Origin of the sequence: Streptomyces sp. 11-1-2 (genome assembly GCF_003595545.1) — a bacterium.
Taxonomy (GTDB): Bacteria; Actinomycetota; Actinomycetes; order Streptomycetales; family Streptomycetaceae; genus Streptomyces; species Streptomyces hygroscopicus_B.
Genome location: NZ_CP022545.1, coordinates 3,262,161 through 3,275,168, shown reverse-complemented (window position 1 = coordinate 3,275,168; position 13,008 = coordinate 3,262,161). Strand labels below are relative to the sequence as shown.

The following is a 13,008-nucleotide window of genomic DNA, read 5'->3' as shown; positions in this document are numbered from 1 at the left end:
CCGGAGGGCGAGAGGCGGCGGCGATGCACGAGGCGACGGACTCCCCGAACACCCTGGGCCCGCCGACCGGCCCGGTCCCCCGGGACGGGCCGGGCCCGGTGGCGGCACCGATCACGCTGCCGCCGCTGGTCGACCAGCACAGCCACGGCACGGTGGACGGCGAACTCGGCGTCGGCTCGTTCGAAACCCATCTGGCGTCCGCCGCCGGGGCGGGCGCGGCCCCGGCCGGCACCACCTTCTTCGACAGCTGGACCGGTCTGGCCGTGCGCCGCTGGTGCCCCCCGTTGCTGGGCATGGAGCCCCACTGCGCGCCCGTCAGCTATCTCGCCCGCCGCCGTGAACTGGGCGCCTACCGCGCCGCGCGGCTGCTGCTGCGCGGCGCCGGCATCGGCACCTTCCTGCTGGAGTCCGGCGCCCGGGACGACCTCAGCACCGCCGAGGAACTGGCCGCGACCGCCGACGGCGCGGTCCATGAGGTGGTCCGCCTGGAGCCGCTGGCCGAGCAGGTCGCCGACACCTCCGGCACGGTCGACGCCTTCATCGGCAACACCGCCGAGGCGCTGTACGCGGCGGCCCAGCACGCGACCGCCTTCGCCATGGGGATCGCCTTCTGCGACGAACTGCCGCCCGATCCGCGAGAGGTCCGGCGCGCCGCCGCCCGCTGGCTCGCGCTCACCGTACGCCCGGCGCGGGACCGCGCACCGGACCCCGCGCTCGCCCAGCATCTGCTGTGGAGCGCCGTCGCGACCGGCCTTCCGGTGCAGCTGCACTGTGCCGATCCGCAGTCGCTCGTCGGCTTTCTGCGCGCCACGGCGGGCTTCGGCACGGATCTGGTGCTGCTGCCCGACCGGCCGCACCACCGGCGGGCGGCCCAGCTCGCCGCGGCCTTCCCGCATGTCTACGCGGACGCCGGGCCGCGGCCCGGGGAGACCCTGGGCGAGGCGCCGTTCGGCAAGCTGCTCTTCTCGACGGGCGCGCGGGGGCTGCCCGAGCTGTATGTGACCGCGTCCCGGCTGTTCGGCCAGGCCATGGCCCGGCTCGCGGAGGAGTGGGTCGGCGAGGAGATCTGCACCCGGGCCGAGGCCCAGCGGATCGCCGGGCTGGTCGCGGCCGGGACCGCGCGCCGCGTCTACCGGCTGGACGCGGCCGGCTCGGGCTGAACGGTCTCGTGGTCGCCGGTGGGGGCGGGGACGGCCGCCGGAAGCGCGGGGCGCTCGCGCTGGGCGAGCACCACCCGCAGGACCGCGATCCACACCAGGCAGGAGCCGAGCATATGGATGCCGACGACGACCTCGGGCAGATGGGTGAAGTACTGCACGTATCCGACCACGCCCTGCAGGAGCAGGACGACGAGGAGCTCCAGGACCGTACGGCGCTGGGCGGCCGGGGCCTTCACGGCCCGCAGCGTGAACCACAGGGCGACGGTGAGGCCCAGCACGATGTAGACGAAGTCCACGTGGAGCTGGGTGATCTCCTGCCAGTTCAGCGGGATGCGGTGCACCTTACGGGCGTCACCGGCGTGCGGACCCGCGCCGGTGACCACGGTGCCGATCAGGATCAGCGCGAGGGTCGCGCCGACCAGCAGCCAGGTCAACTGGCGCACTGGGCGGGCGATGAGGTCGCGTGGCTCGCCGTCACCCTCGCGAGCCCGCTGCCAGACCACCATCGCGACCGTGAGGAGCGCGGAGGACAGCAGGAAGTGCGAGCTGACGATGTACGGGTTGAGTCCGGTGAGGACCACGATGCCGCCGACGACGGCGTTGCCCATCACGATCCAGAACTGGGTCCAGCCCAGCCGGGTGAGGGAGCGGCGCACCGGCGTACGGGCCCGGGCGGCGATGATCAGCACACCGACGAACACGCACAGGACGTACGTCAGCATGCGGTTGGTGAACTCGATGACGCCGTTGATGCCCATGTCGGCGGTGGGCGTCAGGCTGGACGGGGTGCACTTCGGCCAGGTGTCACAGCCCAGCCCGGACTGGGTGAGCCGGACCGCGCCACCGGTCACGACGATGACCACGGCCATCACCACGGTGGCCAGCGCGGCCCGCTGCACGAAGCGCGCGGAGGGCTGCCAGCGCCGGGCGATCAGCTCGAACGGATTCAGCGAATTCGGCACGCGCCCATCGTAGGCCGCCGCTTGTGCAGCTTTTCACGAGGGGTAGTGCTTCGGTAAAGCCGCAGCTCGCAGAGGTGTTCGGGCTACTCCCAGCGGAAGAAGCGCGCCGCCGCGCCCAGCCCCAGCACCGCCCACACCGCCAGGATCCCCAGATCCCGCCACGGCATCCCGGCCCCGTCCTGGAGGACATCCCGCAGCCCGCCCGAGAGCGCCGAGATCGGCAGCAGCTCCAGCGCGCCGCGCACCGCGCCCGGGAACTTGTCCAGCGACACGATCACCCCGCCGGCCACGAGCAGCAGCAGGAAGACCAGGTTGGCGGCGGCCAGGGTCGCCTCGGCCTTCAGGGTGCCCGCCATCAGGAGCCCGAGGCCGGAGAACGCCGCCGTGCCGAGGATCAGCAGCAGCGCCACCGAGAGCGGGTCGCCGTGCGGCGACCAGCCCAGCGCCAGCGCGATCGCGGTCAGCAGCACGATCTGCAGGACCTCGGTGACCAGCACCGCGAGGGTCTTGGCGGTCATCAGCCCCCACCGCGGCAGCGGTGAGACGGCGAGCCGCTTGAGCACGCCGTAGCGCCGCTCGAAGCCGGTGGCGATGGCCTGTCCGGTGAACGCCGTGGACAGCACGGCAAGGGCCAGCACACCGGGCGTCAGGAAGTCCACCGTGCTGCCGTCGGCGCCCGTGTCGACGATGTCGACGGTGCTGAAGAGCACCAGCAGCAGGGACGGGATGACGACGGTCAGCAGCAGCTGCTCGCCGTTGCGCAGCAGCATCCGGGTCTCAAGCGCGGCCTGCGCCCGGATCATCCTCATCAGCGGGGCCGCCCCCGGCTTGGGGAGAAAAGTGCCCGTGGCGGTCACGCTCGCAGCTCCTTACCGGTGAGCTCCAGGAAGACGTCCTCGAGGGTGTGGCGCTCGACCGAGATCCGGTCCGGCATCACCCCGTTCTGCGCGCACCAGGAGGTGACGGTGGCCAGCATCTGGGGGTTGACCTTGCCCGTGACGCGGTACGAGCCGGGCGTCAGCTCGGCGGCCGTGGAGTCGGCGGGCAGCGCCTTGAGTAGCGAGGCCAGGTCGAGTGCGGGTCGGCCGCCGAAGCGCAGGGTGTTCTCGGCGCCGCCCCGGCACAGCTCCTCGGGGCTGCCCCGGGCGATCACCTTGCCGCCGTCGATGATCGCCACATCGTCGGCCAGTTGCTCGGCCTCGTCCATGTAGTGGGTGGTCAGCAGCACGGTGACCCCGTCGTCCCGCAGATCGCGGATGAGGTCCCAGGTGGCGCGGCGGGCCTGTGGGTCGAGTCCGGCGGTCGGCTCGTCGAGGAAGACCAGCTCGGGGCGGCCGACGACGGCCATGGCGAGCGCGAGCCGCTGCTGCTGGCCCCCGGAGAGCCGCCGGTAGGTGGTCCGGCCGCAGGAGCCGAGGCCGAGCCGTTCGATCAGCAGGTCGACGTCGACCGGATGCGCGTGCAGGGAGGCGGTGTGGCGCAGCATCTCTTCTGCCCGCGCGCCGGAATAAACGCCTCCGGACTGGAGCATCACCCCGACCCGGGGGCGCAGTGCGGGGGCGTCCGCGACCGGGTCGAGCCCGAGTATCCGGATGGTGCCGGCGTCGGGTCGGCGGTACCCCTCGCAGGTCTCGACGGTGGTGGTCTTACCGGCTCCGTTGGGGCCGAGAACGGCGGTCACGGCGCCCCGGTCCACGGACAGGTCGAGCCCGTCGACCGCGGTCTTCGGGCCGTACCGCTTGACCAGGCCGACGATGTCGACCGCGGGCTCTTCTCGCATGTCCGGCAGTCTACGAATCGCCGGGCCCCCTGTGGGCGGCAGGGCCGAAAGCCGCGGTGCCCGCCGCCCGGCCGCGAAGGCGTCGCCGCAGGTGAATCCGGGGTGCGGGACCCTCTCGGACTTAGGTACACCTAAGTGACGTACCCCACCGGACCTGCAGATCTCCCCGCTTGTGCCGCGCCGGGGAATTACGCAACAATGGTGTTGTGAAATACGCGAGCGAGGCTCCGAACGAACGCGCGGCCGAAGCGGCCGCGCGGTCCGGCGTGCCCGCATCCGCACCGGAAGAGCAGCGCGGCACCCGCAACCGGGTCGCGCGCTCCATCCTCGACCATGGTCCCTCCACCGCGGCGGAGCTCGCCCAGCGGCTGGAGCTGACCCAGGCGGCCGTCCGCCGCCACCTGGACACCCTCGTCGCCGACGGCGTCGTCGAGCCCCGCGAGAAGAGGGTGTACGGGGCGCGGGGGCGCGGCCGCCCGGCCAAGGTCTTCGCGCTCACCGACTGCGGCCGCGATGCCTTCGACCAGGCTTACGACAAGCTCGCCGTCGACGCCCTGCACTGGATCGAGCAGAGCGCCGGAGGCGGCGAGGCGGGCCGTGCCGCGGTCGCCGCGTTCGCCCGCGCCAGGCTCGCCGCCCAGGCGGAGGGGTACCGCGGCACCGTCGAGGCCGCCACCCCCGGCCGCCGCACCGAAGCCCTCGCCGACGCGCTCTCCGCGGACGGGTACGCTGCTACGGCGCGCAGCGCGCCGGTCGGCGAACAGCTCTGCCAGCACCACTGCCCGGTCGCCCACGCAGCCGAGCGATATCCGCAGCTGTGTGAGGCGGAGACCGAGGTCTTCTCCCAGCTGCTCGGAACTCATGTGCAGCGTCTGGCCACCATCGCCCATGGCGACGGGGTGTGCACGACGTTCATTCCGAAGACCGGCGAGGTCGAGAAGACCGACACCAGCACCACCAAGACCACCACCGCATCTGCCAGCACGGCCGGGAGGAACCCCGAATGACTCTCCCCACGGAGACCGCTCACCCCGAGCTTGAGGGCCTGGGCAACTACGAGTACGGCTGGGCCGACTCCGACGTGGCCGGCGCCTCGGCCAAGCGCGGCCTCTCCGAGGAGGTCGTGCGCGACATCTCGGGGAAGAAGTCCGAGCCGGAGTGGATGCTCAAGCTCCGCCTCAAGGGCCTGAAGCTCTTCGGCAAGAAGCCCATGCCCACCTGGGGCTCGGACCTGTCGGGTATCGACTTCGACAACATCAAGTACTTCGTCCGCTCCACCGAGCAGCAGGCCGCCTCCTGGGACGACCTGCCCGAGGACATCAAGAACACGTACGACAAGCTGGGCATCCCGGAGGCCGAGAAGCAGCGCCTCGTCGCGGGTGTCGCGGCCCAGTACGAGTCCGAGGTCGTCTACCACCAGATCCGTGAGGACCTGGAGGAGCAGGGCGTCATCTTCCTGGACACCGACACGGCGCTCAAGGAGCACCCGGAGCTGTTCCAGGAGTACTTCGGCACCGTGATCCCCGCGGGCGACAACAAGTTCGCCTCGCTGAACACGGCGGTCTGGTCCGGCGGCTCGTTCATCTACGTGCCGAAGGGCGTGCACGTGGAGATCCCGCTGCAGGCGTACTTCCGGATCAACACCGAGAACATGGGCCAGTTCGAGCGGACGCTGATCATCGTCGACGAGGACGCCTACGTCCACTACGTCGAGGGCTGCACCGCGCCGATCTACAAGTCGGACTCGCTGCACTCCGCGGTCGTCGAGATCATCGTCAAGAAGGGCGCCCGCTGCCGCTACACGACCATCCAGAACTGGTCGAACAACGTCTACAACCTGGTCACCAAGCGCGCCGTGGCCTACGAGGGCGCGACCATGGAGTGGGTCGACGGCAACATCGGCTCCAAGGTGACCATGAAGTACCCCGCCGTCTACCTGATGGGTGAGCACGCCAAGGGCGAGACCCTGTCCATCGCCTTCGCGGGCGAGGGGCAGCACCAGGACGCGGGCGCCAAGATGGTCCACATGGCCCCCCGCACCTCGTCGAACATCATCTCCAAGTCGGTGGCGCGCGGCGGCGGCCGCACCTCCTACCGCGGTCTGATCGAGATCGGCGAGGGCGCCGAGGGCTCCAAGTCCAATGTGCTCTGTGACGCCCTGCTCGTCGACACGATCTCCCGCTCGGACACCTACCCGTATGTGGACGTCCGCGAGGACGACGTGTCCATGGGCCATGAGGCGACCGTCTCCAAGGTCAGCGACGACCAGCTCTTCTACCTGATGAGCCGCGGTCTGTCCGAGGACGAGGCCATGGCGATGATCGTGCGCGGCTTCGTCGAGCCGATCGCGCGCGAGCTGCCCATGGAGTACGCGCTGGAGCTCAACCGGCTGATCGAGCTGCAGATGGAGGGCGCGGTCGGCTGACGCCACCCCCCTTCCGGCCCCGGCGGGGGGCACCGTCCTCCGCCCGGGCATCCCGTTCAGGCCCATCAGGCAGAAAGAGAGCAGTACGACAGCCATGGCTGAAACCATCCCGGCCGGATCCACCACGGACGGCGTCATCCAGGTGGGCCAGCCCACCGATGCCCGGGTGAGCGCGCCCGCGTCGTACGACGTGGCCGACTTCCCGGTGCCCCATGGCCGCGAGGAGGACTGGCGGTTCACCCCCCTGGAGCGGCTGCGCGGTCTCCATGACGGCACGGCTGTCGCCGACGGCGGCGTCAAGGTCGAGGTGACCGCCCCCGAGGGCGTCACGGTCGAGACCGTGGGCCGTGACGACGCACGCCTGGGGAAGGCCGGCAAGCCGGTGGACCGGGTGGCGGCCCAGGCGTACAGCTCCTTCGAGAAGGCGTCGGTCGTCACGGTGCCCAAGGAGACGGTGCTCACCGAGCCGGTGCGGATCGCCGTGCACGGCGAGGGCGGCACCGCCTTCGGCCACCAGGTGATCGAGCTCGGCGCCTTCGCCGAGGCGGTCGTGGTCATCGACCACACCGGTGAGGCCACGCTCGCCGCCAATGTGGAGTACCTCATCGGCGACGGCGCCAAGCTCACCGTGGTCTCGGTCCAGGACTGGGACGACACCGCGGTCCACGTCGGTCAGCACACCGCGCTGGTCGGCCGGGACGCCACCTTCAAGTCCGTGGTCGTCACCTTCGGCGGCGATCTGGTGCGGCTCCACCCGCGCGTCGTCTACGGCGCCCCGGGCGGTGAGGCCGAGCTGTACGGCGTGTACTTCACCGACAACGGCCAGCACCAGGAGCACCGGCTCTTCATCGACCACGACACCCCGCACTGCCGGAGCAACGTGGCCTACAAGGGCGCGCTGCAGGGCAAGGAGGCGCACGCGGTGTGGATCGGCGATGTGCTGATCCGGGCCGCCGCGGAGGGCACCGACACCTACGAACTCAACCGGAACCTGGTCCTCACCGACGGCGCCCGGGTCGACTCGGTGCCGAACCTGGAGATCGAGACCGGTGAGATCGTCGGCGCCGGTCACGCGAGCGCGACCGGCCGCTTCGAGGACGAGCAGCTCTTCTACCTGATGGCGCGCGGCATCCCCGCCGACGAGGCCCGCCGTCTGGTGGTCCGCGGCTTCTTCGCCGAGGTTGTCCAGCAGATCGGGATCCCCGACCTGGAGGAGCGGCTCATCGCCAAGATCGAGGCCGAGCTGGAGGCGTCCGTAGGATGACCAACACCTTCGTACGCGCCTGTGCGCTGGACGAACTCGAGGAGGACACCCCCAAGCGGGTCGAACTCGAGGGCGTGCCCGTGGCACTGGTGCGCACCGAGGGCGAGGTGTTCGCGGTCAACGACATCTGCTCGCATGCGAACGTCTCGCTGTCCGAGGGCGAGGTGGAGGACTGCCAGATCGAGTGCTGGCTGCACGGCTCCAGCTTCGACCTGCGCACCGGCAAGCCGTCCGGTCTCCCCGCGACGCGCCCCGTCCCCGTATACCCCGTAAAGATCGAAGGGGACGATGTGCTCGTCTCCGTCACCCAGGAGTCCTGAGGCACCCATGGCCACGCTTGAGATCCACGACCTGCACGTTTCCGTCGACGCCGAGGGCGGCCCCCGCGAGATCCTGCGCGGTGTCGACCTGACCGTGAAGCAGGGCGAGACGCACGCCATCATGGGCCCCAACGGCTCCGGCAAGTCCACCCTCGCCTACTCGCTCGCCGGGCACCCGAAGTACACGATCACCGGCGGCACCGTGACGCTGGACGGCGAGGACGTGCTCGCGATGTCCGTCGACGAGCGCGCCCGCGCCGGTGTCTTCCTCGCCATGCAGTACCCGGTCGAGGTGCCCGGCGTCTCCGTCTCCAACTTCCTGCGCACCTCCGCGACCGCGATCCGCGGCGAGGCGCCCAAGCTGCGCACCTGGGTGAAGGAGGTCAAGGAGGCCATGGAGCGCCTCAACATCGACCCGTCCTTCGCCGAGCGGAATGTGAACGAGGGCTTCTCCGGCGGTGAGAAGAAGCGCCACGAGATCCTCCAGCTCGAGCTGCTGAAGCCGAACATCGCGATCCTCGACGAGACCGACTCCGGCCTCGACGTCGACGCGCTGCGGGTGGTCTCCGAGGGCGTCAACCGGGTCCGTGAGTCCGGCCAGGTCGGCACCCTGCTGATCACCCATTACACCCGCATCCTGCGGTACATCAAGCCCGACCACGTCCACGTCTTCGCGGCGGGCCGGATCGCCGAGTCCGGCGGCCCGGAGCTGGCCGACAAGCTGGAAGAAGAGGGCTACGAGGCGTACGTGAAGGGAGGCGCGTCCGAGTGACACAGTTGCCGGGCCTCCTCGACACCGAGGCGATCCGCAAGGACTTCCCGATCCTGGACCGTGTCGTCCATGACGGCAAGAAGCTCGTCTACCTGGACAACGCGGCGACGTCGCAGAAGCCGCGCCAGGTGCTGGACGTGCTCAACGACTACTACGAGCGCTCCAACGCCAATGTGCACCGCGGCGTCCATGTGCTCGCCGAGGAGGCCACGGAGCTGTACGAGGGCGCCCGCGACAAGGTCGCCGCCTTCATCAACGCTCCCAGCCGCGACGAGGTGATCTTCACCAAGAACGCGTCGGAGTCGCTGAACCTGGTCGCCAACATGCTCGGCTGGGCCGACGAGCCCTACCGGGTGGACCAGGACACCGAGATCGTCATCACCGAGATGGAGCACCACTCCAACATCGTTCCGTGGCAGCTGCTCTCGCAGCGCACCGGCGCGAAGCTGAAGTGGTTCGGCCTCACCGAGGACGGCCGGCTCGACCTGTCGGAGATAGAGCAGGTCATCACCGAGAAGACCAAGGTCGTCTCGTTCGTGCTGGTCTCCAACATCCTCGGCACGGTCAACCCGGTCGAGGCGATCGTCCGCCGCGCCCAGGACGTCGGCGCCCTCGTGGTGATCGACGCCTCCCAGGCCGCCCCGCACATGCTGCTGGACGTGCAGGCGCTCCAGGCCGACTTCGTGGCCTTCACCGGCCACAAGATGTGCGGCCCGACCGGTATCGGTGTGCTGTGGGGCCGCCAGGAGCTGCTGGAGGACCTGCCTCCGTTCCTCGGCGGCGGAGAGATGATCGAGACCGTCTCGATGCACTCGTCCACCTACGCCCCGGCGCCGCACAAGTTCGAGGCCGGTACGCCCCCGATCGCCCAGGCCGTCGGCCTCGGCGCGGCCGTGGACTACCTCACCTCGATCGGCATGGACAACATCACCCGCCATGAGCACGCCCTCACGCACTACGCGGTCGGCAGGCTCCTGGAGGTGCCGGACCTGCGCATCATCGGCCCCACCACGGCCGAGGAGCGCGGCGCCACGATCTCCTTCACGCTCGGCGACATCCACCCCCACGATGTGGGCCAGGTGCTCGACGAGCAGGGAATCGCGGTCCGGGTCGGCCACCACTGCGCCCGCCCCGTATGCCTGCGCTATGGAATTCCGGCGACCACCCGAGCGTCGTTCTATCTGTACTCCACTCCGGCCGAGGTCGACGCCTTGGTGGAGGGCCTGGAGCACGTACGGAACTTCTTCGGGTAGGGGCGTGCCGCGTGAAGCTGGATTCGATGTACCAGGACGTGATCCTGGACCACTACAAGAACCCCCATGGACGGGGCCTGAGGGACGGCGACGCAGAGGTACACCATGTCAATCCGACCTGCGGTGACGAGATCACGCTCCGGGTGCGGCTTGACGGCGACACCATCGAGGACGTGAGCTACGAGGGCCAGGGCTGTTCCATCAGCCAGGCCAGCGCCTCCGTGCTCAATGAGCTGCTGGTGGGCAAGGAGCTGGCCGAGGCCCGCAGGATCCAGGAGACCTTCCTGCACCTGATGCAGTCCAAGGGCAAGGCCGAGCCGGACGACGCCATGGAGGAGGTGCTGGAGGACGCGATCGCGTTCGCCGGTGTCTCCAAGTACCCGGCCCGTGTGAAATGCGCCCTCCTGAGCTGGATGGCGTGGAAGGACGCCACGGCACAGGCACTGGGTGAGACCGCCGGAGGGAAGACCGCATGAGTGACAACGTGACCACCACCAAGCCCGCCAGCGAGGAAGAGGTCCGCGAGGCCCTGTACGACGTCGTGGACCCCGAGCTGGGCATCGACGTGGTCAACCTCGGGCTGATCTACGGCATCCACATCGACGACGCCAACATCGCGACGATCGACATGACGCTGACCTCGGCGGCCTGTCCGCTGACCGACGTCATCGAGGACCAGGCCAAGTCCGCGACCGACGGCATCGTCAACGAGCTCCGGATCAACTGGGTCTGGATGCCGCCGTGGGGCCCGGACAAGATCACCGACGATGGACGTGAGCAGCTTCGCGCCCTCGGCTTCAACGTCTGACGTCTCGCCTCCTGGGCTTTGAGAGCGGCCCCCGCGCTTCGGCGCGGGGGCCGCTCTCATGTTCCGGGGCACCTGGTTATGTACGGCCGTACGCATCGTTGTGTACACTTGTACGCATGGCATATGTGACGCTCTCCGGGGCCATCCTGGCCGAGATCCTGGCGACCACCTCGATGAAGTACAGCGAAGGCTTCAGCAGGCTCTGGCCCTCGCTGGCCACGGGCGTGGGCTACCTGCTGTCCTTCGTGCTGCTCGCGCACACGCTCAAGTCCATCTCCGTCAGCACCGCGTACGCCATATGGGCCGGGGCCGGGACCGCCGTCATCGCCGCGATCGGCATGCTCTTCCTGGGGGAGGCGATGACCGCCGCCAAGGTGCTCGGCGTGCTGCTGGTCATCGCCGGGGTGGTGGTGCTCAATCTGAACGGCGCCCACTGATGGGCCGCCGCTACGACCCCGAGCGGCGCCAGCGGATCATCGACGCCGCGGCCGCCGTGGTCCGCGAGCGAGGCATCGCGGGGCTCAGCCACCGGGCCGTGGCCGCCGCGGCCGATGTGCCGCTGGGCTCGACGACATACCACTTCGCGACCCTCGACGATCTGCTGGTCGCGGCGCTCCGCCAGATCAACGCGGAGTGGCTGGCGGAGGTGGAGAGCTGGGTGGAGGGTGTCGATCCGGCCGCGCCGCCCGCCGACGAGCTGGCCCGGTGGCTGGGGGAGCAGCTCACCGGCGACCGGGCGCGGATGGAGCTGGAGTACGAGCTGTACTTCGCCGCGCTGCGCCATGCGGGGCTGCGGCCGCTCGCCGCCGAGTGCCTGGACGAGATGGCCCGGATGCTGACGCGACTGGTGCGCGACGCGGCCACGGCGCGCGCGGTGGTGGCTCTGATCGACGGGCTGACCCTGCAGGTGCTGCTGGCGGACCGCCCGTACGACCGGGAGGGCACCCGCGCGGCGCTGGCGCGGATCATGGGCGGAGACGGCGATGGCGGGGTGCCCCGGACCGCTCGCTGAGGCCGCGTGACGGGCCGCGCCGGGACCGGCCGCTGAGGCCGCGTGACGGGCTGTCCGGGACTGGTCGCTGAGGCCGCGTGACGGGCTGTCCGGGACTGGTCGCTGAGGCCGCGTGACGGGCTGTCCGGGACTGGTCGCTGAGGCCGCGTGACGGGCCGCCCCGGGACCGGTCGATGAGACCGGTTCGCCTCCCGGCCCCGCCTCCGGCTAGCGTTCTGACCATGACCGATGCATCCACCACCGCCCCCACCGGCGCCGTCGCCGCCGGTCTCGCCACCCTCACCGAGGACGGCACCGTTCTGGACACCTGGTTCCCGGCCCCCGAGCTGGCCGCCGAGCCCGGCCCGGCCGGGACCGAGCGGCTCGACGCCGAGCGGACCGCGCAGCTGCTGGGCGAGACCGCCCTCAAGGCGGTCGGGCCGGACCCCCGGCGCGGCGTCGAGGTCGTCGCCGTCCGCACGGTCATCGCCTCGCTCGACGAGAAGCCGCTGGACGCGCACGACGTCTATCTGCGGCTGCATCTGCTCAGCCACCGGCTGGTCAAGCCGCACGGCCTGAGCCTGGACGGTCAGTTCGGCCTGCTCGCCAACGTCGCCTGGACCTCGCTCGGCCCCGTCGCCGCCGACCAGGTCGAGCGGGCCCGGCTCGCCGCCCGCGCCGAGGGGCTGCACCTGTCGGTGACCAGTGTCGACAAGTTCCCCCGGATGACCGACTACGTCGTCCCCGCCGGCGTCCGCATCGGCGACGCCGACCGGGTCCGCCTCGGCGCGCACCTCGCCCCCGGGACCACGGTCATGCACGAGGGCTTCGTCAACTTCAACGCGGGCACGCTGGGCACCTCCATGGTCGAGGGCCGGATCAGCGCGGGCGTCGTGGTCGGCGACGGCTCCGACATCGGCGGCGGCGCCTCGATCATGGGCACTCTCTCCGGCGGCGGCAAGCAGACGATCACCATCGGCGAGCGCTGCCTGCTCGGCGCCGAGGCGGGCCTGGGTATCCCGCTCGGCGACGACTGCATCGTCGAGGCGGGGCTGTATGTGACGGCGGGCACCCGCGTCACCCTCCCGGACGGCAAGATCGCCAAGGCCCTGGAGCTCTCCGGCGCCGACAACCTCCTCTTCCGCCGCAACTCCATCACCGGCGCGGTCGAGGCGCTGCCCCGCACCGGTTCCTGGGGCGGGCTGAACGAGGCGCTGCACAGCCACAACTGAGTTGGGGCGCGCGGGGTTTCGCGCCGCGCCCGGAGGTGCGG

At 70.6% G+C, this 13,008-nt stretch carries 15 protein-coding genes; 12 read left to right on the top strand and 3 right to left on the bottom strand.

The window, feature by feature from the left end; genetic code table 11:
• Positions 1-23: 23 nt before the first annotated feature.
• A complete protein-coding gene (locus tag CGL27_RS13765; protein ID WP_240450492.1) occupies positions 24-1,160 on the top strand; it encodes an amidohydrolase in 1,137 nt (378 codons plus the stop codon).
• Here CGL27_RS13765 and CGL27_RS13760 read toward each other — a convergent pair.
• The 3 genes from CGL27_RS13760 to CGL27_RS13750 form a co-directional block, all read right to left on the bottom strand.
• Positions 1,130-2,122 carry a COX15/CtaA family protein gene (locus CGL27_RS13760; RefSeq protein ID WP_119986930.1) on the bottom strand — a complete coding sequence of 331 codons (993 nt, stop codon included), beginning with the start codon at positions 2,120-2,122 and terminating at the stop codon, positions 1,130-1,132. The two genes, CGL27_RS13765 and CGL27_RS13760, sit on opposite strands and share 31 nt — an antisense overlap.
• Positions 2,123-2,205: 83 nt before the next feature.
• Positions 2,206-2,979, bottom strand: a complete 774-nt coding sequence (locus CGL27_RS13755) for an ABC transporter permease (protein WP_014059863.1) — start codon at positions 2,977-2,979, stop codon at positions 2,206-2,208.
• The gene (locus tag CGL27_RS13750) at positions 2,976-3,902 is read right to left on the bottom strand and encodes an ABC transporter ATP-binding protein (RefSeq protein ID WP_119986928.1); all 927 of its coding nucleotides are present in this window, start codon (positions 3,900-3,902) and stop codon (positions 2,976-2,978) included. Before CGL27_RS13750 ends, CGL27_RS13755 begins: the two co-directional genes overlap by 4 nt.
• 206 nt (positions 3,903-4,108) lie before the next feature.
• On the opposite strand from CGL27_RS13750, the gene CGL27_RS13745 reads away from it, so the two are divergent.
• The 11 genes from CGL27_RS13745 to dapD all read left to right on the top strand — a co-directional run bounded on the left by CGL27_RS13745 (position 4,109) and on the right by dapD (position 12,967).
• On the top strand, positions 4,109-4,909 hold the full coding sequence (locus CGL27_RS13745; RefSeq protein WP_119986926.1) for a helix-turn-helix domain-containing protein: 801 nt from the start codon (positions 4,109-4,111) through the stop codon (positions 4,907-4,909).
• Positions 4,906-6,327: a Fe-S cluster assembly protein SufB gene (sufB, locus tag CGL27_RS13740; RefSeq protein WP_119986924.1), complete on the top strand. Its 1,422-nt coding sequence runs from the start codon at positions 4,906-4,908 to the stop codon at positions 6,325-6,327. Before CGL27_RS13745 ends, sufB begins: the two co-directional genes overlap by 4 nt.
• 94 nt (positions 6,328-6,421) lie before the next feature.
• Entirely contained in the window at positions 6,422-7,591 is a 1,170-nt protein-coding gene (sufD, locus tag CGL27_RS13735) for a Fe-S cluster assembly protein SufD (protein WP_078640801.1), read from the top strand.
• Positions 7,588-7,911: a bifunctional 3-phenylpropionate/cinnamic acid dioxygenase ferredoxin subunit gene (locus CGL27_RS13730; RefSeq protein WP_119986922.1), complete on the top strand. Its 324-nt coding sequence runs from the start codon at positions 7,588-7,590 to the stop codon at positions 7,909-7,911. Before sufD ends, CGL27_RS13730 begins: the two co-directional genes overlap by 4 nt.
• Positions 7,912-7,918: 7 nt before the next feature.
• On the top strand, positions 7,919-8,683 hold the full coding sequence (gene sufC, locus CGL27_RS13725) for a Fe-S cluster assembly ATPase SufC (RefSeq protein WP_119986920.1): 765 nt from the start codon (positions 7,919-7,921) through the stop codon (positions 8,681-8,683).
• Positions 8,680-9,936 carry a cysteine desulfurase gene (locus CGL27_RS13720; RefSeq protein WP_119986918.1) on the top strand — a complete coding sequence of 419 codons (1,257 nt, stop codon included), beginning with the start codon at positions 8,680-8,682 and terminating at the stop codon, positions 9,934-9,936. The genes sufC and CGL27_RS13720 overlap by 4 nt, the downstream gene beginning before the upstream one ends.
• An 11-nt stretch (positions 9,937-9,947) precedes the next feature.
• Positions 9,948-10,412, top strand: a complete 465-nt coding sequence (gene sufU, locus CGL27_RS13715) for a Fe-S cluster assembly sulfur transfer protein SufU (RefSeq protein ID WP_078640797.1) — start codon at positions 9,948-9,950, stop codon at positions 10,410-10,412.
• Complete coding sequence (locus CGL27_RS13710) at positions 10,409-10,744, top strand: metal-sulfur cluster assembly factor (RefSeq protein ID WP_059144908.1); 336 nt, start codon at positions 10,409-10,411, stop codon at positions 10,742-10,744. Before sufU ends, CGL27_RS13710 begins: the two co-directional genes overlap by 4 nt.
• A 116-nt stretch (positions 10,745-10,860) precedes the next feature.
• Positions 10,861-11,181 carry a multidrug efflux SMR transporter gene (locus CGL27_RS13705; RefSeq protein ID WP_078640796.1) on the top strand — a complete coding sequence of 107 codons (321 nt, stop codon included), beginning with the start codon at positions 10,861-10,863 and terminating at the stop codon, positions 11,179-11,181.
• Positions 11,181-11,756, top strand: a complete 576-nt coding sequence (locus tag CGL27_RS13700; RefSeq protein ID WP_119986916.1) for a TetR family transcriptional regulator — start codon at positions 11,181-11,183, stop codon at positions 11,754-11,756. The genes CGL27_RS13705 and CGL27_RS13700 overlap by 1 nt, the downstream gene beginning before the upstream one ends.
• Positions 11,757-11,977: 221 nt before the next feature.
• Positions 11,978-12,967 carry a 2,3,4,5-tetrahydropyridine-2,6-dicarboxylate N-succinyltransferase gene (gene dapD / locus CGL27_RS13695; protein WP_078640794.1) on the top strand — a complete coding sequence of 330 codons (990 nt, stop codon included), beginning with the start codon at positions 11,978-11,980 and terminating at the stop codon, positions 12,965-12,967.
• Positions 12,968-13,008: the final 41 nt, after the last annotated feature.